Source organism: Streptomyces spiralis (assembly GCF_014654675.1).
GTDB classification, from domain to species: domain Bacteria; phylum Actinomycetota; class Actinomycetes; order Streptomycetales; family Streptomycetaceae; genus Streptomyces; species Streptomyces spiralis.
In genome coordinates this window covers 147,548-167,547 of the sequence record NZ_BNBC01000008.1, presented here as the reverse complement: position 1 = coordinate 167,547, position 20,000 = coordinate 147,548, and the positions used below count along the sequence as shown (strand labels likewise).

Annotated in this window: 20 protein-coding genes and 2 pseudogenes; 14 read left to right on the top strand and 8 right to left on the bottom strand. The window is 69.6% G+C overall.

The genetic code is table 11. The features are described from left to right. Positions 1–4: 4 nt before the first annotated feature. The 5 genes from IE318_RS11540 to IE318_RS11520 all read left to right on the top strand — a co-directional run bounded on the left by IE318_RS11540 (position 5) and on the right by IE318_RS11520 (position 4,060). Positions 5–1,204 (top strand): sensor histidine kinase, encoded by a 1,200-nt coding sequence (locus tag IE318_RS11540; protein ID WP_189899308.1) that lies wholly within the window; start codon positions 5–7, stop codon positions 1,202–1,204. Beyond that, positions 1,201–1,839, top strand: a complete 639-nt coding sequence (locus tag IE318_RS11535) for a response regulator (protein ID WP_189899305.1) — start codon at positions 1,201–1,203, stop codon at positions 1,837–1,839. Before IE318_RS11540 ends, IE318_RS11535 begins: the two co-directional genes overlap by 4 nt. A gap of 441 nt (positions 1,840–2,280) precedes the next feature. After that, entirely contained in the window at positions 2,281–3,360 is a 1,080-nt protein-coding gene (locus IE318_RS11530; protein WP_189899303.1) for a serine/threonine protein kinase, read from the top strand. A gap of 56 nt (positions 3,361–3,416) precedes the next feature. Continuing rightward, positions 3,417–3,716 (top strand): hypothetical protein, encoded by a 300-nt coding sequence (locus IE318_RS11525; RefSeq protein WP_189899301.1) that lies wholly within the window; start codon positions 3,417–3,419, stop codon positions 3,714–3,716. Positions 3,717–3,778: 62 nt separating this feature from the next. Next, complete coding sequence (locus tag IE318_RS11520; RefSeq protein ID WP_189899299.1) at positions 3,779–4,060, top strand: hypothetical protein; 282 nt, start codon at positions 3,779–3,781, stop codon at positions 4,058–4,060. A 93-nt stretch (positions 4,061–4,153) separates the two neighbouring features. Here IE318_RS11520 and IE318_RS11515 read toward each other — a convergent pair whose 3' ends face one another. Then, entirely contained in the window at positions 4,154–4,510 is a 357-nt protein-coding gene (locus IE318_RS11515) for a DUF6841 family protein (RefSeq protein ID WP_229903461.1), read from the bottom strand. Between the two features lie 736 nt (positions 4,511–5,246). Further along, positions 5,247–6,152, bottom strand: coding sequence for a LysR family transcriptional regulator (locus tag IE318_RS11510; RefSeq protein WP_189899297.1), 906 nt, complete (start codon positions 6,150–6,152; stop codon positions 5,247–5,249). A gap of 146 nt (positions 6,153–6,298) precedes the next feature. Here IE318_RS11510 and IE318_RS11505 point away from each other — a divergent pair, with 146 nt between their 5' ends. The 3 genes and pseudogenes from IE318_RS11505 to IE318_RS44820 all read left to right on the top strand — a co-directional run. Next, positions 6,299–7,417: a PrpF domain-containing protein gene (locus tag IE318_RS11505; protein WP_189899294.1), complete on the top strand. Its 1,119-nt coding sequence runs from the start codon at positions 6,299–6,301 to the stop codon at positions 7,415–7,417. Beyond that, a complete protein-coding gene (gene dctA, locus IE318_RS11500) occupies positions 7,414–8,811 on the top strand; it encodes a C4-dicarboxylate transporter DctA (protein WP_189899292.1) in 1,398 nt (465 codons plus the stop codon). The genes IE318_RS11505 and dctA overlap by 4 nt, the downstream gene beginning before the upstream one ends. Before the next feature lie 226 nt (positions 8,812–9,037). Continuing rightward, positions 9,038–9,255, top strand: a pseudogene (locus IE318_RS44820) (IS110 family transposase); the annotation flags it as partial. Between the two features lie 94 nt (positions 9,256–9,349). Here IE318_RS44820 and IE318_RS11495 read toward each other — a convergent pair. Then, positions 9,350–9,907 (bottom strand): hypothetical protein, encoded by a 558-nt coding sequence (locus tag IE318_RS11495; RefSeq protein WP_189899289.1) that lies wholly within the window; start codon positions 9,905–9,907, stop codon positions 9,350–9,352. A 101-nt stretch (positions 9,908–10,008) separates the two neighbouring features. Between IE318_RS11495 and IE318_RS11490 the strand changes: the two genes are divergently transcribed. Both IE318_RS11490 and IE318_RS11485 read left to right on the top strand, forming a co-directional pair. Continuing rightward, entirely contained in the window at positions 10,009–10,707 is a 699-nt protein-coding gene (locus tag IE318_RS11490) for a TetR/AcrR family transcriptional regulator (protein ID WP_189899287.1), read from the top strand. A gap of 781 nt (positions 10,708–11,488) precedes the next feature. After that, the gene (locus IE318_RS11485) at positions 11,489–12,322 is read left to right on the top strand and encodes a PIG-L family deacetylase (RefSeq protein WP_189899285.1); all 834 of its coding nucleotides are present in this window, start codon (positions 11,489–11,491) and stop codon (positions 12,320–12,322) included. Positions 12,323–12,734: 412 nt separating this feature from the next. Here the strand turns inward: IE318_RS11485 and IE318_RS11480 are convergent, their stop codons facing one another. Further along, complete coding sequence (locus tag IE318_RS11480) at positions 12,735–13,403, bottom strand: nitroreductase (RefSeq protein ID WP_189899283.1); 669 nt, start codon at positions 13,401–13,403, stop codon at positions 12,735–12,737. A gap of 152 nt (positions 13,404–13,555) precedes the next feature. On the opposite strand from IE318_RS11480, the pseudogene IE318_RS11475 reads away from it, so the two are divergent. Then, a pseudogene (locus tag IE318_RS11475) lies at positions 13,556–13,939 on the top strand (FMN-dependent NADH-azoreductase); the annotation flags it as partial. A 614-nt stretch (positions 13,940–14,553) separates the two neighbouring features. Next, positions 14,554–14,928, top strand: a complete 375-nt coding sequence (locus IE318_RS11465; protein WP_373311150.1) for a hypothetical protein — start codon at positions 14,554–14,556, stop codon at positions 14,926–14,928. Positions 14,929–15,655: 727 nt separating this feature from the next. Here the strand turns inward: IE318_RS11465 and IE318_RS11460 are convergent. Continuing rightward, positions 15,656–15,886, bottom strand: a complete 231-nt coding sequence (locus tag IE318_RS11460; RefSeq protein WP_189899279.1) for a hypothetical protein — start codon at positions 15,884–15,886, stop codon at positions 15,656–15,658. A 117-nt stretch (positions 15,887–16,003) separates the two neighbouring features. Next, a complete protein-coding gene (locus tag IE318_RS11455) occupies positions 16,004–16,822 on the bottom strand; it encodes a class I SAM-dependent methyltransferase (RefSeq protein ID WP_189899277.1) in 819 nt (272 codons plus the stop codon). Between the two features lie 74 nt (positions 16,823–16,896). On the opposite strand from IE318_RS11455, the gene IE318_RS11450 reads away from it, so the two are divergent. Then, complete coding sequence (locus IE318_RS11450; RefSeq protein ID WP_189899275.1) at positions 16,897–17,532, top strand: TetR/AcrR family transcriptional regulator; 636 nt, start codon at positions 16,897–16,899, stop codon at positions 17,530–17,532. 138 nt (positions 17,533–17,670) lie between these two features. Further along, the gene (locus tag IE318_RS11445; RefSeq protein ID WP_229903460.1) at positions 17,671–18,408 is read left to right on the top strand and encodes a flavodoxin family protein; all 738 of its coding nucleotides are present in this window, start codon (positions 17,671–17,673) and stop codon (positions 18,406–18,408) included. A gap of 89 nt (positions 18,409–18,497) precedes the next feature. Here IE318_RS11445 and IE318_RS11440 read toward each other — a convergent pair whose 3' ends face one another. Both IE318_RS11440 and IE318_RS11435 read right to left on the bottom strand, forming a co-directional pair. Further along, complete coding sequence (locus IE318_RS11440) at positions 18,498–19,568, bottom strand: zinc-dependent alcohol dehydrogenase family protein (RefSeq protein WP_189899463.1); 1,071 nt, start codon at positions 19,566–19,568, stop codon at positions 18,498–18,500. 118 nt (positions 19,569–19,686) lie between these two features. Beyond that, on the bottom strand, positions 19,687–19,968 hold the full coding sequence (locus IE318_RS11435) for an SHOCT domain-containing protein (RefSeq protein ID WP_189899273.1): 282 nt from the start codon (positions 19,966–19,968) through the stop codon (positions 19,687–19,689). Between the last annotated feature and the right edge of the window lie 32 nt (positions 19,969–20,000).

The window sequence follows — 20,000 nt, the reverse complement described above, 5'->3', positions numbered from 1 at the left end:
GGTCATGACTGCTCTGACCGCTGCCTCGGCCGACGCCTTCTGGGCCACTTCACTGCGCCGGTGGAACACAGTGTGCTGGGTGTTGTTCGGTGCGATGGCCGTCGGGCTGGTGACGACGGCTCCGCCCGGCGGGAGCAAGTACAAGGCGCTCGCGCTGCTCAGCTGCGTGGTGCTGTGCTACGCCGTGCTCGACCGCTTCCCTCGGAATCCCGTCGTACGTCCACAGGTGTACCTGTCCGTGCTCGTCCTCGCGCTCGGTGGGCTGGCGTATCTGGGCAGCAGCTATGCGGCGCTGTTCATGGTGACGCTGCCGCACTACTGGATGTTCGGGCACACTCCCAGGGCCTCGATGGGGTTTCTCGGGCTCGCAACCGGCGCCACGGTGGCCGGCAGCCTGGTTCGGCAGGGGTGGTCGGCGGAGTTCTTCGGCGAGACGCTGGTGTCCACGCTGATCGTGGTCGCGGTGGGCGTACTGATCGGCCTGTGGGCGCACTCGGTCGTTGCGCAGAGCAGCGAACGGGCCCGGCTCATCGAGGAGTTGGAGCGCACACAGGCGCGTCTTTCCGAGGCGCACCAGCGCCAGGGCGCGGCGGACGAACGGGAACGCATCGCGCGGGACATCCATGACACGCTCGCGCAGGGCTTCGCGTCGATCATCGTCCTCGCGGAGGCGGCCCGGGCGGGGATGTCCGAGGATCCGGCACGCAGTGTCCAGCAGCTGCGGTCGATCGAATCCACCGCCCGGGAGAACCTCGCCGAGGCCCGTGAGCTGGTCGCCTCGGCCGGGCAGCCGGGCCCGGGCCGCGAGGAGTCCGGTTCGGTGGCCCAGACGCTGCGCCGCACGCTGGACCGCTTCGCGGAGGACACCGAGCTCACCGTGGACGCCGACCTGTCAGACCTCGACTGCGACCAGCACACCCGGATCGCGCTGCTGCGCTGCACCCAGGAGTCCCTGGCCAACGTGCGCAAGCACGCGCGAGCGTCCACGGTCGGCGTGGTGCTGGTCCGGCGGCCGTACGGGGTAGAGCTGGAGATCACCGACGACGGAGCCGGATTCGTTGTGGATGAGTCGACGGGTTTCGGGCTCGACGGCATGCGCAAACGGCTGGCGGAACTGGGCGGGAGGCTAACGGTGACGAGTTCGGTGGGCGACGGGACGCGCGTCCTCGCGGTGATCCCCATGGCGGATGAGGTGGAGGCATGAGCGAGGGGGCTGTGCGCATCGTCGTGGTGGACGATCACACCGTGATGCGCGCCGGGGTCGTCGCTCTGCTCGCCGACGAGGACAGTATCGAGATCATCGGTGAGGCGGAGGACGGGCGTGCGGCGCTGGACCTCGTGGAGCGGTACGACCCCGACGTGGCCCTTGTCGATCTGCGGATGCCCGTGCTGGACGGGGTGGCGACGACGACCGAGATCGTCGCCAGGCATCCACGCACCCGTGTCCTGATCCTGACGACGTACGACACGGATGCGGAGATCGAACGCGGGGTGGAAGCCGGTGCCATCGGCTACCTGCTCAAGGACACCACCCGAGAACAGCTCGTCGACGCCGTCCACGCGGCGGCACGCGGTGAGACGGTGCTCGCTCCCCGGGTCGCCGCGAAGCTGGTGGCGCGGATGCGCCGGCCGGCCCAGGAACCGCTGACCGACCGCGAGACCGACGTCCTCAACGCGGTGGCCGACGGTCTCACCAACGCCGAGATCGGCAGACGCCTCGTCATCGGCGAAGCGACGGTGAAGACACACCTGCTACGTCTGTTCGCCAAGCTCGATGTGAACGACCGGACGAGGGCGGTGGTGGTGGCCATGGAGAGGGGGCTCCTGCGGCGACCCTAGGGGGTGTCTCGTCGATCAGGCCGGATCAGGGAGCGGCGGCTGGTGGTGGGGGTACCTCCCACGCCGTTCAGGCAGTGGGGGAGCATCGCAAGGCGGAGGAGGGAGTCGGTGCGGAGCATCGGCGACCGACGACAATCAGCGTTCGTCACCATTGCCCCCGTCCCCCCACGGACGGGCATATCCGAAGCGTGCCCGGGACTCGTCGAGGCGGTTGCCGTCGAGGGCGGCTTCGCGGATGCGGGACTCGGCGCCCGCAGACACAAGCGCACAGAGGTTAAAAGACAAGCTGAGTGCCTGTTCCTGAGCCGGTGATGACAGCGCAGTGACTGCAACTCCTCATCATCGATGTTCACGTACAGTGCTTGGGCAGCTGGTGGACACTCGTGTATATGACGGAAACGAGGTCGCATTCCGATGCACGTGGCGGTCGAGGGTCCCGGTATGTCGGAAGACGCGCGTTTGGCCGGCTACAGCGCTGTCTCCACGTCCCTCGCCCTGCGCAGTGATCGCCAGCTGGGCGAGCTTGTGGACGCCGCCGTGCCGCTTGGCTCCGGTATCGGCGGGAGGTCCGCGCTCCTGGAGGTCGGTGGGAAGCCGGTCTTCGTGAAGCGGGTGCCGCTCACGGACATGGAGCTTCTTCCTGAGCATCTACGGTCCACGGCCAACCTGTTCGAGCTTCCCACCTTCTGCCAGTACGGCGTTGGTGGGCCAGGCCCGGTCGGGCCCAGTTTCGGGGCGTGGCGGGAGCTCGCCGTCCACACCATGACGACGAACTGGGTTCTCGGAAGGCAGTACCAGGGGTTTCCGTTGATGTACCACTGGCGGGTGCTGCCGGAGACGTCCGGGCTTTCCGGGGAACTCCCGGACGTGGAGCGGGCCGTGGACTATTGGGGAGGAGGTCCGGAGGTACGCCGTCGTATCGAGGCCCTTCAGCAGTCCTCTGCGAGCCTGGCGCTTTTCCTGGAGTACATTCCCCAGACGCTCCACGAGTGGCTCACCGAGCAGGTACAGGCTGGCGATGGGTCCGCCGACCGGGCCTGTTCCCTGGTGGAAGGCGAGCTGGAGGCCGGCACGTCCTTCATGAACGCTCGCGGGCTGCTGCACTTCGACGCCCATTTTCAGAACATCCTGACCGACGGCCGACGCCTGTACTTCGCCGACTACGGGCTCTCCCTCTCCTCCCGATTCGATCTGTCACCGTCCGAGACCAGCTTCTTCGAGCTGCACAGGACCTACGATCGCTGCTACACGCGCAGCTGGTTGGTGAACTGGCTGATCACGCATCTCTACGGCTACAAGTACGAGCGGGAAGAACGCTGCGCACTCATTCGGGCATGCGCGGACGGGAAGGACCCGCTGGGCGGACCGCAAGAGGCCAGGGCGATCCTCTCCCGCCATGCACCGCTCGCCGCAGTGATGACGGACTTCTACGGCAAGGTCCAGGATGAGAGCAGGCAGACCCCGTACCCGTCGGAGGCGCTCCGCCGCGCCCTCGATGAGGACAGGGTGCATCGCAGCTGAGCAGGAACTCAGCGGTGTGGCTCCCGGCGGCTGTCCTTGCTTCGTACGGTGGCTGCATGGGCAGGGACGGGGCACCCCGGCTGAAGCTGACCGTGATCACGGATGACGCTTCCGGGTCGCGGTTGTGCCGGGGGTACGGCGATCCGCTGATGCCGCCGGCGAAGTCGACGGCGGTGTTCTGCGAGGACGCCTGCCGCTCGCGGCACTGGCGGCGGATCCGGCGGGCAAGGGCTCGTACCGAGGCGGTGAAGGCCGGCGTGTCCGCGGCAACCCGGTATGACAAGCTCGCCTGCCGTTACGAGGCCACCGTCCTGGTCTCGATGCTCGACGACTGGCTGCGCTCGGTTCTCGGTTGACGACTTCTGGTGTCCTCAGGTGGGGTTTCCGCACGGACGACGACAGGTCCTGCAATAGGCGCATGAGGAGCGGTTACGGGGCCGAGACCGAGGACGGCCGTCGTCTGGTGGGCCCGGACGAGCAGGCGCTGACGGGCCTCATCGACGGCCTCGGGCAGGGCCCGTTCGTCGTGCTCGGTCCGGACGATCCGGGCCAGAGGTGGTGGGTCTCGGTCACCCGAACCTGGGACGGTTTCCTGTTCGAGCGCGGCGCCCTGAACACCGGCCTGGTCGAGAAGACGCCCAGCCGACCATGGCCGGCCGGGATCGCTGCGGGCCTGCCGGCCTGGGTCAGCAATCGGTAGTCACTCGCCGGTCGGGGAGGACAGATCGACGCCGCGGGCCGTTGCCAGGGCCTGGAGCTTTTCGGCCGCGTCGGTCTCGATGCACACGCACGCTCACAGCCGGTCTGCTTCCTGGCGCAGGAGGTAGTAGCTGGTGCTGTCGGTCAGCTCCTGGCCGTCGCTGTCCAGGAAGATCCACCGCAGGCCGACCAGCACGAGGGCCTGGGACAGGTGCTTCTCTTCGAGGACCTCGTAGTCGACTGCTCCGAGCCCCAGCTTCTGGTAGAGCGGGTACGACTGCTCCAGGCCCTGGACCATGTCCTCGCGCGAGTCCAGCACGCCGGAGAATCGGTCGTCCACCATGGTCCCGGGGAGTGACCGCAGTTCAGCGGCGCTCTGTGCGTCGAAGTTGGTGAGCGAGGCTGCGTACTGGGTGAGGTAGTCGCTGATCTGTTCGGAGGAGACGGTCATGCTTCGAGGCTAGGACACCGTCTGCGCGTTGCTCGTTGGCGCGCAACCGGTATTCGATGTTCGACGAAACCGAGAGCTTGACCTTGCTGCCTTCGGAGTCTCCGATGTCGTTCGCGCCGTCGCCGCTCTGGTCGTTGCGGCCGGGCGTGTGTGGATCGTCCCGCTGTGACCTCTGCGACCGTTGCGCTGGTCGCTCGATGCGCGGCACGTCCGCCGGTGCTGCTGGACCACGGCATGCAGCGCGCCGGGCAGATCGACCACCTCGACGTACGTCGCGGCGCTGGGCGCGGCAGGGATGTTCCAGCCCGAGGACGGCGGCTTGGGGGTGTCGGGCCACAACTCAAACCAGACCGTCTTGCGGTCCTCGCCGACCAGGACACCATGGCTGGACGTCAGCTGCTTTGTCGGCTCCGGTGATCTCCAGGATGCGCTGCAACCGGTTCTCCTCGAGCCGTTGCTGCCGGTGCCGGCCCGCCGGACCCCGAGCGGCGGCCGCCCGGAGGCACATCCCGACGCGAGATCGTCGACGTCCCGCGCTTCATCGTCGACGCCGGCGTCCGGTTGGCGGCCCTGGCGTCGTGCCGTCGCGACAGGTGGCCAGCGTGGTGTGCCCGACGATCGCCACGGCGGGCAGCCGGTACTGGTGCACGCGCTGCACGAGCCGGGTGCGGACGGCGAACTCGGTGTGCGTGGCGTTCCCTGGCAAGTCTTTGTGTTCGGTGCCGCCGTGTCAGTTTCAGGGTGTTCGGGCCGCGGCGGTGTCGCGCAGGAGTCCGGCGAAGGTCAGGGCGGCGGGGGTGAGCGGGTGGTCGGCCATGCGAACCAGGAGGATGCGCCGGATGGGGGCCGGCGGCTGGAGGGGCAGGACGTGGACGCCGGGTCGGATGCCCTCCAGGGCCAGGGTGGGGGCGAGCGCGACGCCGATGCCGGCGGCAACCATGGCCTGGGCTTCCTGGTAGTCGTGGGCCTCGTAGGCGATGTGGGGCTCGAAGCCGACGGCGTGGCAGCCGCGGACGAGGGCTTCGGCCACCGGGTGATGGTCGGCGCGGGTGATCCAGGGGTCGTGTGCGCAGTCGGCGAGCGAGGCGGCGTCGCGGCCGGCGAGTGGATGGTGGTCGCTGACGAGCAGGGCCGGGGGGTCGTCGAGGAGTGGGGTGACGACGATGTCCTCCCGGTCGATTCGGCTCCAGTCGTAGTCCCACATCAGCGACATCTCGATCTCCCGGTTCTCCAGCATCGTCCAGAGTCCGGCGATGCGGGCGCTGCGGACGGTCAGCCGTACGTCGGGGTGGGCGTCCCGGAAGGCGATCACGGCCTGCGGGAGGAGCGAGGCGCCGACCGTGGGGAAGGTGCCGATGCGCAGTGTGCCGGCGCGCAGGCCGGCGTAGTCGGAGAGTTCGTTTTCCGCGGCCCGCAGTTCGCGTTCGATCCGTTGCCCTCGTTCGGCCAGCGCCCGTCCGGCGTCGGTGAGGGTGACGCCCCGGGCGTGGCGTTCCAGCAGGGGCTGGCCTGCCTCCGTTTCCAGGCGGCTGATCTGCTGCGATACCGCTGACGGGGTGTAGTTGAGGGCGCGGGCTGTCGCGGTGACCGAGCCGCGCCGGGCGACCTCCGTGAACAGCAGGATGCGCCGGACGTCGAGCATGCCGCCACCTCCAGCGTTCACTTCATCTTAATAGCCATACAGATTTGCGAGATTGTACTTCACGCTGCCGTAACCCACCGTGGAGGACACCACGCACGGCGAGACCGTCGGTGGGCTTCCCCTTCCATGGCTGTGAGGAGTCGGTTGTGCTGCGTCTGCAGGGCGAGATGATCCGCGGAGGAACCAGCAAGTGCTGGATCTTCGACCACCGCGACGTGGCCGCCACGGGCGTGGACGTCGATGCCCTCCTGCTCGCCGCCTTCAACGCCGCCGACCCCCGTCAGATCGACGGCGTGGGCGGCGCCTCCTCCACCACCTCCAAGGCCGCCGTCGTACAGGCGTCGACCCAACCCGGTGTGGATGTCGAGTACGCCTTCGCACAGATCGGGATCGGCGACGAGCGCGTGGAGTGGACCAGCAACTGCGGCAACTGCGCCACCGCCGTGGCCCTGTACGCCGTCCACCACCATCTCGTGCCGATCGCGTCGGACACAACCACCGTCCGCATGCTCAACGTCAACACCGGGGCCCGCCTCACCGGCACCATCCCCACCCCCGCGGGCGTGGCCCCGGAGGAGGGCACGGCCGTGGTGCCGGGTACCTCGGCGCCGGGCGTGCCGGTCCTGCTCGGGTTTCAGGACCCGGCGGGCTCGACGACCGGCCGCGCACTGCCGACCGGCCGGGCACTGGACGAGCTGACCGGCCCGGACGGCCTGGTCGAGGCATCCCTGGTGGACGCCGGCGCGCCGGCCGCGCTGTTCGAGGCCAAGGCGTTCGGCCTCGACGGCACGGAATCCCTCACCGGGTTCGCCACCGCAGTGCCCGCGCTGACACTCCTGCGCCGCCAGGCAGCGCTGGCCATGGGCCTGGTCCGCGAGGGCGATCCGGTCAGCCACGCGGTACCGAAAGTGGGCATCGTCGCCCGACCCGCGCTCTATCGCACCACACAGGGCGTACTCGTCAGCCAGGACGAGTACGACCTGGCCGTGCGCATGGTCTCCATGCACGCCCCGCACCCGGCGATCGGCCTGACCTCCGCCGTGGCCCTGGCCACGGCCGCCGCCACCCCCGGCACCCTCGCCCACCGCGTCGCCCGGCAGACCACCGACGGCACGCTGCGCCTGGGCACCCCCGCCGGCGTGGTCACCACCCAAGCCGTCCCCGCACCGGACGGCGCGTCCCCCACGGTGCTGCTGCACCGCGCCGCCCGGCGTATCGCCCGAGCCGAACTCCTCGTTCCCGTCCTGGAAGGACGCCCCGCATGAGCCGCAACGACGCCGCCCCGGGAACCGTCACCGCACCACCGGGCCGCATCCGCCGGATGCTGTCCCACCTGTACGTCCAGTGCCTGATCGCCGTCCTCCTCGGCGCCGCCGTGGGCGGGCTGTGGCCGTCCGTCGGCGCTGATCTGAAGCCGCTCGGCGACGGCTTCATCGCGCTGGTGAAGATGTTCATCGCGCCGATCATCTTCTGCACGGTCGTCCACGGCATCGCCTCCATGGGCAACGCCCGCGCGGTCGGCCGCGTGAGCCTGAAGGCTCTGGTCTACTTCGAGGTGCTGACCACCGTGGCCATGGTGGTCGGCCTGGTCGTCGTCAACGTCGTCAGGCCGGGCAGCGGTCTGCACATCGACCTCTCGACCCTGTCCGCCAAGGGCCTGCCGCCGGAGGCGACCACGGCCCACGAGGGTTTCGCCGAGTTCTTCCTCGCCATCATCCCGGCCACCCTGGTCAGCGCCCTGACCGGCAACGAGATCCTGCCGGTGCTGCTGGTGTCGGTGCTGTTCGGCTTCGGCCTGCACGCCAGCGGAGAGGCCGGCCTGGGCATCGCCCGGAGCGTCGAGAAGTTCTCCACGGTTCTGTTCACGCTCATCCGCTGGATCATGCGGCTGGCCCCCATCGGCGCGTTCGGCTCGATGGCCTTCACCATCGGCCACTACGGCCTGGGCACGCTGCGCCACCTGGCCCTGCTGGTCGGTTCGTTCTGGCTGACCGCCCTCTTCTTCGTCCTGGTCGTCCTCGGGACCGTGATGCGCCTGAACGGACTGCGGATGCTGCCCTTCTTGCGCTACATCAAGGAAGAGCTGCTGATCGTCCTGGGCACCTCCTCCACCGAGCCCGTCCTGCCGCGCATGATGGCCAAGCTTCAGCACGCGGGCGCCTCGAAACCGGTCGTCGGCATCACGCTGCCCGCCGGGTACTCCTTCAACCTCGACGGCACCGCCATCTACCTGACCATGGGCTCGGTCTTCATCGCCCAGGCCCTCGGTGTCGACCTCAGCCTCACCCAGCAGCTGGCCATGCTCGCCGTCATGCTGCTCACCTCCAAGGGTGCCGCAGGCGTCACCGGCTCCGGTTTCATCGCTCTGGCCGCCACTCTCAGCGCCGTCCCGCACGTCCCGGTCGCCGCCCTCGCGCTGATCTTCGGCGTCGACCGGTTCATGTCCGAAGCCCGCGCCCTGACCAGCCTGGTCGGCAACGGCGTCGCCACCCTGGCCGTCGCCCGCTGGGAGGGCGAGCTCGACGAGGACCGCGCCAAGGCCGTCCTGCGCGGAGAGATCCCCTACACCCCTGCCCCCGCTCCTGCCGCAGCGCCGGCCGGGTCCGGTCCGAAGGAGACGCCCGCACCAACCCGCGACCCCGTTCCCGCCGCTAGCTGACGTCGCAGGGGCGGGCCGGCCCGGAGCAGACGCTCCGGGCCGGCCCGCCCCTGTCTCAACAGGACGTCGTACTCGCCGCCCGGCCTGATCAGGAACGTCTGGCCCTCCGGTACGCCCAGTCTTCCAAGAGCCGGGGTGGTGCCCCCTCGGGTGGGACATCGCCTGGCAGCGCTGCTTCCGGCTAGCCCAGGCGCATGTGAGGGTCGGCGGGACGCTGCCAGCGACCGCGGGCGACCGCACCGGCAACCCCCGCGGGCCCCAGCGCTACAGCCGCCACCTGCGCCGAGTGCTCTACCTCTCCGCGCAGACCAGCATCATTCGCGACGGCCCCAACCGGGCTACTACCTCACGAAACGGGCCCAGGGCCACAAGCACATCCCCGCCGTCATCGCCCTCGCCCGCCGCCGCGTCGACGTTCTCCGGGCCCAGTCCCGCGACAACCGCCCCTGGCGTCCCATACCCCGAGCACCGCCCCGCGGCCAGATCCATGGCAACCACTGGCCACGGCTTACGTGTAGAGGGCCTCCAAATCAGGTTCTCAGCTCCTGGGGGTCGAACGGGACATGCGGATCGCCGAGACGAGGAAGAAGATGCCGCCGAGCGTGGCGTAGCCGGCGAGGGCGGTCAGCGAGGGGTCGTCCCGTGTGGCGCTTCGGATGAAGGTCGCGCCGGCGAGGACGGAGATGCCGCCGCTGAGGATCATGGCCCACTGGCCGCCCATCGGCCGACGCGCTACGCCTACGAGGAGCTGGATGAGGCCGGAGACGATCGCCCACGCGCCCCAGACGCGCAGCACGTCGGCGATTCCCGAGGTGCCGGCAACCGCGATGCCGACGGCGGCGAGCACGCTGGCGGCCATGTTGGCGTACAGGCCCTTGACCGGCCCGGCGGCGCGCGCCGACCTGGCGTCGACGACGGCCGCGGCCACGTCGAAGGCGGGATAGAGGAACAGCAGCAGTTTGGCCCCGGCGGTGAGCTCAGAGCCGGACACCAGCAGGAGCGCGGCCCACACGGCGGCGAAGACGAAGCGGATGACGTACAGCCGGCGCAGGGCGGGCTTGGCGCCGATGGGCTCGGCGGAGGCAGTGGATGCCATGGGCTTCTCCAGTGACTGTGGGATAGAGAGAACGCTCTCTCTTGTTTGCAGCCTGGCACACCTTTTTCGCGAAAACAAGAGAGATCGTTCTACCTGCTACAATGGGTGATATGGCAAAGACGGAAGCCGGCACAGGCACCGGCAGGCGGGTCTCCGAAGCCCGGGAACGGCTCCTGAGAACCGCGGGGCAGCTCTTCTACGCGGAGGGCATCCACACGGTGGGCGTCGACCGTCTGGTCGCCGAGTCGAAGGTCACCAACGCCACCTTCTACCGCCACTTCCGCAGCAAGGAAGACCTTGCCGTCGCCTACATCGGAAGCGTCGACCAGGCGATCCGCACCCAGATCGGCTCCCTGATGGCCGCGGACGTGCCGACCGATGGCATCCTGCGGGGCATCGGTGCGTCCCTGGTCGAGCAGATCCGCTCGCCCGGTTACCGCGGATGCGCCTTCCTCAACGCGGCGGCGGAATTCCCCGATCCCGATCACCCGGTCCACCGTGCCGTCGTGCAGCACCGCGAATGGTTCCTGCAGACGATCACCGGACTGTTCGCCGAGATCGCGGCCGCACAGGCCGAGCACGCCGGGCGGCACTTCGTCATGCTCCGCGACGGCGCGATGAGCGCCGGCTACCTCGGCGACCCCGTCCTGGCCGGCGAGACCTTGCTGCGCGGCATCGAAGGACTGCTGCGGATCCACACCGCCCGTGGTCTCGACGAGCGCGCCGCCTCCGCACCCGGCCAGGGCTCCTCGTCGGCCACGACGGTCTCCGGCATCGAGTGCTCGCCGCCCAGCGCGTAACCGCGGTCGGGGCGTGGTCTACTGCCGGAGTGAAGGCGCGCAGGAATCCCAGGGCTGCGGTGCGGACCGCAGGGGCCAGTTGCGCGGGCTCAACACGAAGCGGACCCCCGGTCGCGCCTTTCGTCACTTCCGGAGCCCCGTTTCGTCGGCACCGGGATCAGATGCTCTCCGAGCATGGACCCGCGAGCCTGGAGGTGAGCAGTCCGTCGGCCAAGGGTGTCGCCATCATGCGGGTACTACGGGCTGAACTCGATGTCGACCTGACGAGCGCCGCGGCCGTGGCGCGTCGCATGGTGAACGGTGACTACTCAGGAACGCTTCCGGAGATGGAGCACCTGGCTCGCAAGCTGAGAGAGTCTGGCATCACTGCTGTAGAAGGGCAGCGAGCAACTCGTCACGCGTCGTGCTCTGAGCCGAGTCCAGGACTCGGCCGTGACACCGAATCGGGCCGGCTCCCGCGCTGTTGCAAACGACCAGCCATCATTCGGGGCACCGCTCACGCGGACGAGCATGCCACAGCCGTCCCTCGCTTGCTTGGCCACCGACATCGTGAGTTCAACCTGAGTAGGCGCACAGACGCCGACGCCTGGTAGATCAAGCGGCCGCGGCGGGAACAGCCGGTCCGGCCGCCACTGTTGCATCGACCGAGGGACCGGCGCCGCACGGGCGGGGAACACGGAGACCACGAGGTCGTCCGCTCCGACAGGATCCGGACCCCCGGGATCGCGGTACGCCCGCCGCGCACTCGAACCAAGACGTATTTCTGCAGGAGGACTGCTTCATGGCCGACCGGCCCTTGACGCTCATGGCAGTGCACGCTCACCCCGACGACGAGGCCACCGGTACCGGAGGGATCCTCGCGCGGTACGCGGCGGAAGGCATCCGCACGGTTCTCGTGACGTGTACCGACGGCGGTTGCGGTGACGGACCGGGGGGTGTCAAGCCGGGCGATCCCGGGCACGATCCGGCGGCCGTCGCCTTGATGCGCCGTCAAGAACTCAAGGCGAGCTGTGACGTCCTGAAGGTCAGCGATCTGGAGATGCTCGACTATGCCGACTCCGGGATGATGGGCTGGCCGAGCAACGACGCCCCCGAATCCTTCTGGCAGACCCCCGTGGAGGAAGGCGCCACCCGACTCGCGGAACTCATGCGGCAGTACCGGCCCGATGTGGTCGTCACTTACGACGCGAATGGTTTCTACGGCCACCCCGACCACATCCAGGCCCACCGCATCACGATGGCGGCGCTGGAGATGACCGCACTGACACCGAAGGTGTACTGGACGACGATGCCCCGCTCGATGATGCAGCGGTTCGGTGAGATCATGCGCGAGTTTCATGAGGACATGCCGGAGCCGGATCCTGCCGAAACCGCCGCGATGGCCGAGATCGGCCTCCCCGACGATGAAATCACCACGTGGGTGGACACCACCGCATTCAGCGGTCAGAAGTTCGACGCGCTGGCCGCGCACGCCAGTCAGGGCGAGAACATCTTCTTCCTCAAGATGGGCAAGAAGAGGTTCGGCGAGTTGATGGGCATGGAGACCTTCGTACGTGTTCAGGACGCCACCGGCGCCGCCGTACCCGAGAACGATCTCTTCGCCGGACTGCGCTGATCCGCCCGTCCGGCTGGGGCCCGGGAAAGCCCATCGGCGGCACGGCGCGATAGGGCAGGTCACACACCCGGAGTCTTGTCCACCAGCGGCCGGTCCGTAGAACCGGCCGCTCAGGATCCGTGCACGCGGGCACACTTTCGAAGAACTCGTGGAGACGCGGCGCGTCGAGCCCTCGCTCGGCCCGTCGTCAACACGCTGCCCCACCCCTCGTCGGTGAGGATGATGCGGGCGCCGGGCATACTGCCGTACTCCCCCACCGTCGGTGGCGCGTTGCGGCATCCACTTGAAGTGTGGGGTTCTGGTCGCGAAGGGGGCCTCGTCATCGACCCCGGCCGGGCGGCAGCGGACGCGGTCATCCGTCCATTTCGGCCCGGTGCGAAACAGCGGCCACATCGGCTGAGGGCGGGCGGTGTCAGCAGCCGTCGACGAACGTGACCGTCTCGTCGAGCAGCGCCCGGCCCGTACGGACGTGATCGACCGTGACGTCCTCGAACCCGATCGACATGCCGCAGAAGAGCATGAGCTCGGCCGGGGGTGACAGTACCTCCGCGACGCTCCTGTGAAACTTCGCCCATGCCATCTGCGGGCAACTGTGCAGCCCTTCGGCGCGCAGCAGCAGCATGACGGTCTGCAGATACATGCCGACATCCGCCCACTGGGGCGCGCCCAGGTCGCGGTCGATGTAGCAGAACAGGGCGGCGGGCGCGCCGAAGCAGTCCCAGTTCGCGGACGCGGCCCGCTGGCGTGCCTCCAGGTCCTCACGCGCGATGCCGAGTGCGCCGTAACGCTGCGCGCCGAAGGCAGCTCGGCGCTCGCGGTAGGGCGACTTCAGCGTGGTCGGGTACTGCTCGTACTCCGGCTCGTCCCACGGGTCGCCCGCGGCCAGGCGCTCGCCGGCGCGCTTCTTGATCTCGGCCAGCGGCCGGCCGGTCAGCACGTAGGCGCGCCACGGCTGGATGTTCGATCCGGACGGCGACCAGGCCGCGGCGGACAGGACACGCTCCAGCGTCTCCCTCGGGACCTGCCGGTCGGTGAACCTGCGTACCGCCCGTCGGCTCCTGACCGCCTCGTAGACGTCCATGATCGCTTGCCTTCCCAGCTGCTCGACGCACTCACTTCCACTACAAGCGAGATAGTATCACTCGATACTATTTCATGTAAGACTACTGCCGAACACGAATCCCCAGCCCCTCGGCGCCCACGCCTGGGGCAATGCAACCTTGGAGAAAGCCCATGGCGACGCTGCTGCACATCGACTCGTCCCTGTTCCCCGGCGAGGCGTCCTCGTCCCGTTCGGTCACGGCCGCCTTCCGCAAGAGCTGGGAGGAGCAGCACCCTGAGGGCACGGTGATCTACCGCGACCTCGCCGCCGCCCCTGTCCCGCACATCACCGCCGACGCCTGGTCCGCCGGTTACGCCGCCCCGTCCGAGCGCACCCCGGAGCAGTCAGCCGCGTTCGCCGCGCGCGTGAAGCTCATCGAGGAGCTGGAGCAGGCGAACGCCGTCCTGATCGGCGCCCCCATGTACAACTTCTCGATCCCGTCGACGCTGAAGGCGTGGCTGGACAGCGTGCTTCTGCTCGGCCGCACCGCGGGCGAGACCCCCTCCGCCAAGGGCAACGCCTGACTCCAGGACGTCACACGCCACCCTCGCCGAGCGTGCCCTCCGTGGGCGATGACGATTGCTCCGCGCCTGCGGCCGGCAGCCCGGCCCCGGGAGCGGTGGTGCGTGTGACCTGCCGGCGAGCCGCGCATCGACACGACCGCGATGCGTACGAGGGCGAAGAACACGCCGTCGGCCAGGAATGCGGCGCGGTAGCCGTGCGGACTACTCGGTCCGCATCGGCGACGCAGCCCTGACCGTCGCCCGCAGGCAGGGTCGGCGTGTGGCGAGGATGGCCCAACGCTCAAGGCCAGATTGCCGCGACAGCCGCGTGCGACCAAGCCCGCCCAGCCGGCAGGCAGGCGGGCAACCGGCGGGCTTATTCCTTGTCGTCCGCTCGATAGGCGAACCGGGTCAGCAGATCCTTCAGCTTCTCGGGCTCGCCGGGCCCCAGTTCGGCAATGAGACGCTCGGCCAGCGGCTCCGCCGCCACATGGGCCGCATCGAAAAGCTCGAGCCCCTGAGTCCGCCGTGATCACGCCGGCCATCCGGAGATCATTTCAGTTGCCGACATCCCTGCCCACGACGATCCTGGGCTACGAGCAAGCAAGGGGGTCAAGGTGGGACTGATGCTCTTTCCAGGCGACAACGACGTGGGGAGCCCGGACATCTCCTGGTCCTACACCGGTTTCAGCATGTTCAGGAAGTGGTTGGCCCAGGCCGAGGGGTTCACGCTCGCCGAGATGGACGGCTTCGGCGGAGACCGCCAATGGTGCAGCGTCTCCACTACGCTGGCGCCACTGCTCAACCATCCGGACGACGACGGCCCCGACCTCGCACCCGCTCAATGCGCGGCCATGTTGCCCCGGCTGACAGCGATTCTCGACCGACGTCAGCCTGACGACAGCGACCCCGTCCTGCGACGGCGCATCGAAGACGTCAGTCAGTTGATCACCGTCCTGCGGTTCTGCGTGGACAAGGACGTTGAGCTCATCTTCGGCTGACCACGGGAGCGCGGAGCGACCCGCCGTTGAGGGATGGCCCGTGGTTACGAGACAGTCTTCAGTGGGGACCTCGACCTCCTCATCGCGTCGTTGCGTAAGGATGTTTCCTGACGTCGGGTTTCGCGAGGTGAGCTGTCCGAGGCATGACCGCAAAGACGCATCCGACGGTGCGCAGGCGCCGCGTCAGGCGGTGGCAGACTCTGGGGCGATGCGCGCCGCTGCGGCCGCCGCGTGGCGCTTGACCTCCATATGCCCACCTGCCGAAGCGCCGGACGGCTCGCCTTCGGACGACTGCAGGGGCGGTCGCTGCGGCGCGGCGCCGATGCGACCCGGCTCGCCCAGCGATCAACGGCCCCTTCGTCGCCGTCGACCTGCTGCGCCTGGCCGGCACCGACAGCCCGGCAGTTCCACGCCGTGAGGGCATCGTGGTGCCACTCCAGCACCTTGAGGACGTCGGACACCGCACCGTTCACATCCAGCGGGGCCGGTCGTGCACGCACACGCCGGCCGGCCCTCCCCCGGCCGGTGGTCTGCCGGGCGGCCCCTGCCCAGGGCGCAGAGTGCGGGGGCCGCCCGGGCCTCACGGTCCTGTCACAGCGCAAGGCACTACGACGCTAAAATCCCCGCGCCCGATCGCGCCCGCCGAGCGCCCCGCCCGGGTGAAGAAGACCACCCCGTTCGCCCCGATCCTGCGACTCCCAGCAGCGTGCCGGCGATCGGTCCCTCTCTACTCCGCCGAGTCCTCCCAGTGGAAGGAAGCGAGGGCTGAGTCCTGCCCGAGCGCTCGCTGCCTCCCCGATTCGGGGGCGTCATCCTCCTGCCGGCGGCGGGTCAGGTGTCCGAGGGCGACGAGCGCACCGAGCAGCAGGCCGACCAGGCAGACCGTGCCGACCGCGAGCAGGGCGAGGCCGAGCAGACCGTATCCGGTCAGGGTCGCCACGAGGCCCACCGGGTTCATGCATCCACATGCCAGCATGACGACACGGTCCCGGCCGGCGGCACGGCCATGTCGGCATGTGGCCGATCGGTGTTCCGGATGTGCTCATGTCGCAACACGGTTCGCCCGGACGCGTATTCAGGAGGGCCCGGTGCGGACGGCCGTCGCGGACAGAGTGGTGTAGGTCATCGTGAAGCGTCCGCCCAGGGAGTCGATGGCGCTCCCGACCGCGCCCAGTATCTCGGCCAGCTGATCGGGGCGGAGCCGGGTGAGGCCACCGGTGGTGGGCAGCAGGTCCAGCCACTGATCGCGCGTGTAGGACCGCTCCCAGTCGAATCGCCACTGCTCGACATCACTGAACTGTCCGGTCTCCCGGATCTTGTCCGCGCACTTCGCGTAGACCGTCTGATAGGCGTCGAGCGGCCGACGGGCCGGCCCGCCGTTGAACGGGGAGTCCGGTACCACCCTCCGGAAGGCGGCGGCGAACGGGTCAGCCACTTCGGCAGGCGGCTCGTACACGTGCCCGAAGATCGCCAGCCGCCCGCCCGGACGCAGCACCTGTGCCGCCTTCACGGCTCCCGCGACCGGATCCACCCAGTGCCACGACTGCGCGGCGACGACCGTGTCGAACGTCCGGCCCTCCGGCTGCCAGGTTTCGAAGGTCGCCGTCTCGACCCGCAGGCCACGGGCTCTGGCGAAGTCGGCCATGCGCGCGTCGGGCTCGACGCCGAGCACGGCGCAGCCCGCGGCCTGGAACTGGCGGGCCGCGATGCCGGTGCCGCAGCCGACGTCGAGGACGTCGGACCCGGGGCTCCCGGCGACGATCCGCGTCACCAGAGCATCGGGGTAGCCGGGCCGGGCCCGGTCGTAGCGGTGGGCGTCCACTCCGAACGACTCGGCCATCCGGCGGGCTTCGTGCGGCTGCGCAGGGGACGCTTCTCGCGGTGATGTGGGCATGCGCCCACCTTAGTGGGCAAGCGCCCACTGGACAATGGATACGATGCCGGGGCGACGCACGAGAGGATCTGCGAGTGCCGACTGGGGTGCACCTGCGCGATGCGCGACAGCAGCTGTTCGACGCCGCCGAGCGCGTGCTTCTGCGCGCCGGGCCGAGCGGGCTGACCAGCCGGGCCGTCACCGACGAGGCAGGCTGCGCCAAGGGCGTCCTGCACCGGCACTTCAGCGACTTCGACGCCTTCCTCGCGGAGCTCGTGCTCGACCGGGCCGCGCGGCTCGAGGCGCAGGCGAGCGCGTTGCGCGGGTCCGTCGGCACCGGCACGGTGGCCGGCAACCTCACCAGCGCGCTGACCACCCTGTTCGGCCCGGTTCCCGTGGCGATCATTCCGCTGATCACCTTCAGGGACGAGCTGCGCGCACGGCTGCGGCAGGCCCGGCCCGGCGGCGGCATCGCGATCCTCGCCGAGGCCACCACCGCGATCTCCGCCTATCTGGCCGACGAGCGTGCACGGGGCCGCATCGCGGCCGACGCCGACATCGACGCGCTCACCCTCTCCCTCGTCGGTGGCGGGCATCTCCTGTTCGCGGACCGCGACCCCGGCCCGCCGACCACGGCAGTCGTCGACAGGTTCGTGACATCGGTCGTCGCCGACGCCGTGCACCGACGACCCGACCAGGACGCGGGACGGCCGGCCGGCGGCCGCGTCTGAGCCCGAGTGCCGCCGGAGCACCGCCGGGGCCATTCGGATGCGTTGCGGTCGCGCCTGCCGGACGCCGCCCACACGCTGGAGCCGGATGTGAACGGTCCGTCGCGCCCGGTGTGCGGCGGCAGGCTCATGGAGGACTGTGTGACTGCCCCGTCGCCCGCCACCGACGCGCCGCCGGCCCGGTACGACGACCTGCGCGCACTGGTGTTCAACTGCACCTTGAAGCGCTCACCGGAGACGAGCAACACCCAGGGGCTGATCCACCGCTGCACCACCATCATGGAGGCCCAAGGAGTGCAGGTCGACGTGGTGCGGGCGGTGGACCACGACATCGCCACCGGTGTGTGGCCCGACATGACGGAGCACGGCTGGGCGTCGGACGCCTGGCCCGAGTTGTACCGGCAGGTCCTGGCGGCGGACATCCTCGTGCTGGCCGGCCCGATCTGGCTGGGCGACAACAGCTCCGTGATGAAGCGGGTGATCGAACGCCTCTACGCCTGTTCCAGCCTGCTCAACGAAGCCGGGCAGTACGCCTATTACGGCCGCGTCGGCGGCTGTCTGATCACCGGCAACGAGGACGGGGTCAAGCACTGTGCCATGAACGTCCTCTACAGCCTTCAGCACCTGGGATACACCATCCCTCCCCAGGCGGACGCCGGATGGATCGGCGAGGCGGGCCCCGGTCCGTCGTATCTCGACCCCGGCTCGGGCGGGCCGGAGAACGACTTCACCAACCGCAACACCACCTTCATGACCTGGAACCTGCTCCACGTGGCCCGGGCGCTGAAGGACCTCGGCGGCATCCCCGCCCACGGCAACCAGCGAACGGCCTGGGACGCCGGCTGCCGCCACGACTACGAGAACCCCGAGCACCGCTAGATCTCAGGCCTCGGCCACCGCCACAGGCACGGGCACACTCAGGACCCGGCCACGGGCACCGACCTCAGACCCCGGCCACGGGCACGACCTCAGGCCTCGGCCACGGGGACGACCTCGCGCCGCGGACCTCCGAGGGCGACCTTCAGCGCGCCCGTCTCGGCGGCGTGGGCGAAGACGTCGTACGCCTCCTCGATGCGCTCCAAGGGGAAGGTGTGGGTGATCAGTTGGGAGGCGGGCAGCCGGCCGGCGGCGGCCATCTTCAGCAGCGTGGGCGTGGTGCGGGTGTCGACCAGGCCGGTGGTGATGGTCACGTTCTTGATCCACAGCTCTTCCAGGTGCAGGGTCGCGGGACTGCCGTGCACCCCGGCGTTGGCCACATGACCGCCGGGCCGCACCATGCGCGTGCACAGCTCGAAGGTCTCCGGCACACCCACCGCCTCCACGACGACGTCCGCACCGAACCCTCCGGTGAGGTCGGCGACCAGTTGCTCGGGCTCTTCGCGGGCGTCGGCCACGGCCTCGGCGCCCAGCTTCCGCGCGGCCTCCAGACGCGCCGGGGCCAGGTCCACGGCGATGACGCGCTCGGGTGAGAACAGCCGTGCGGTGGCGATGACCGCGAGACCGACGGGGCCGGCCCCGACCACGACGACCGTGTCCCCGGGCCGTACCCGTCCGTTGAGCACGCCGACCTCGTAGGCGGTGGGGAAGATGTCGGCCAGCAGCACCGCGTCCTCGTTGGTGACCGCGGCGGGCAGCACGTGCACCGACAGGTCGGCGAACGGCACCCGGACGAACTCCGCCTGTGTGCCGTCGACGCGATGGCCGAGGATCCAGCCCCCGCCGCCCAGGCACTGGCTGTACATGCCCTCCCGGCAGAAGCGGCACCGGCCGCAGGTGCTGATGCAGGACACCAGCACCCGGTCCCCCGGCTGTACGGTGCGCACGTCGGCGCCCACCTCGACGATCTCGCCGACGGCCTCGTGCCCCAGCACCGTGCCGGGACGCACCTCCGGCACGTCGCCCTTGAGGATGTGCAGGTCCGTGCCGCAGATCGTGACGGTGTCGACGCGCACGACGGCATCGGTCGGGTCCTGGACGTCCGGGTCGGGAACCTCCTCCCAGGCGGCCTGCCCCGGTCCGTGGAAGACGTAGCCCTTCATACCGATCACCAGCCTTCTGTCATCGGGCCTTGTCGCCGGGTTCCCCCGCCGGGCGGGTTGCCGACGCGGGTCCGTGTCATCGGTGTGCGGTCCGTCGGCGCGGGCATCCGGTCGGGGTTCAGCGCCCGGGCCATCCGGAACCTCCGGAACCCTGCCGTAGGACGTCCAGCCGGCGCCGGTACTCGTCCTCGTCGATCTCCCCGCGGGCGAAGCGTTCGGCCAGCAGTTGTTCGGGGACGGGGCGTCCGGTGCCGCCTTGCGCCCGCGACTGTCCGGTGCCGCGGTTCAGTGCGCGGAAGAGCAGCACCACGACGACGATCAGCAGCACCCAGAAGAGCAGCATCCCCAGGCTCATGGCGAACCAGCCCCAACCGGGCGCGCCGTGCGGAAACCAGAACATCCTCACCACCCACTTTCCGGCGCACTCCCACC

Bases quoted from the DNA above. Each gene is read 5' to 3' on its own strand.
- IE318_RS11540 (WP_189899308.1), top strand. From the start codon at position 5: ATGACTGCTCTGACCGCTGCCTCGGCCGACGCCTTCTGGGCCACTTCA.
- IE318_RS11535 (WP_189899305.1), top strand. From the start codon at position 1,201: ATGAGCGAGGGGGCTGTGCGCATCGTCGTGGTGGACGATCACACCGTG.
- IE318_RS11530 (WP_189899303.1), top strand. From the start codon at position 2,281: ATGTCGGAAGACGCGCGTTTGGCCGGCTACAGCGCTGTCTCCACGTCC.
- IE318_RS11525 (WP_189899301.1), top strand. From the start codon at position 3,417: ATGGGCAGGGACGGGGCACCCCGGCTGAAGCTGACCGTGATCACGGAT.
- IE318_RS11520 (WP_189899299.1), top strand. From the start codon at position 3,779: ATGAGGAGCGGTTACGGGGCCGAGACCGAGGACGGCCGTCGTCTGGTG.
- IE318_RS11515 (WP_229903461.1), bottom strand. From the start codon at position 4,510: ATGACCGTCTCCTCCGAACAGATCAGCGACTACCTCACCCAGTACGCA.
- IE318_RS11510 (WP_189899297.1), bottom strand. From the start codon at position 6,152: ATGCTCGACGTCCGGCGCATCCTGCTGTTCACGGAGGTCGCCCGGCGC.
- dctA (WP_189899292.1), top strand. From the start codon at position 7,414: ATGAGCCGCAACGACGCCGCCCCGGGAACCGTCACCGCACCACCGGGC.
- IE318_RS11495 (WP_189899289.1), bottom strand. From the start codon at position 9,907: ATGGCATCCACTGCCTCCGCCGAGCCCATCGGCGCCAAGCCCGCCCTG.
- IE318_RS11490 (WP_189899287.1), top strand. From the start codon at position 10,009: ATGGGTGATATGGCAAAGACGGAAGCCGGCACAGGCACCGGCAGGCGG.
- IE318_RS11485 (WP_189899285.1), top strand. From the start codon at position 11,489: ATGGCCGACCGGCCCTTGACGCTCATGGCAGTGCACGCTCACCCCGAC.
- IE318_RS11480 (WP_189899283.1), bottom strand. From the start codon at position 13,403: ATGGACGTCTACGAGGCGGTCAGGAGCCGACGGGCGGTACGCAGGTTC.
- IE318_RS11465 (WP_373311150.1), top strand. From the start codon at position 14,554: ATGCTCTTTCCAGGCGACAACGACGTGGGGAGCCCGGACATCTCCTGG.
- IE318_RS11460 (WP_189899279.1), bottom strand. From the start codon at position 15,886: ATGAACCCGGTGGGCCTCGTGGCGACCCTGACCGGATACGGTCTGCTC.
- IE318_RS11455 (WP_189899277.1), bottom strand. From the start codon at position 16,822: ATGCCCACATCACCGCGAGAAGCGTCCCCTGCGCAGCCGCACGAAGCC.
- IE318_RS11440 (WP_189899463.1), bottom strand. From the start codon at position 19,568: ATGAAGGGCTACGTCTTCCACGGACCGGGGCAGGCCGCCTGGGAGGAG.
- IE318_RS11435 (WP_189899273.1), bottom strand. From the start codon at position 19,968: ATGTTCTGGTTTCCGCACGGCGCGCCCGGTTGGGGCTGGTTCGCCATG.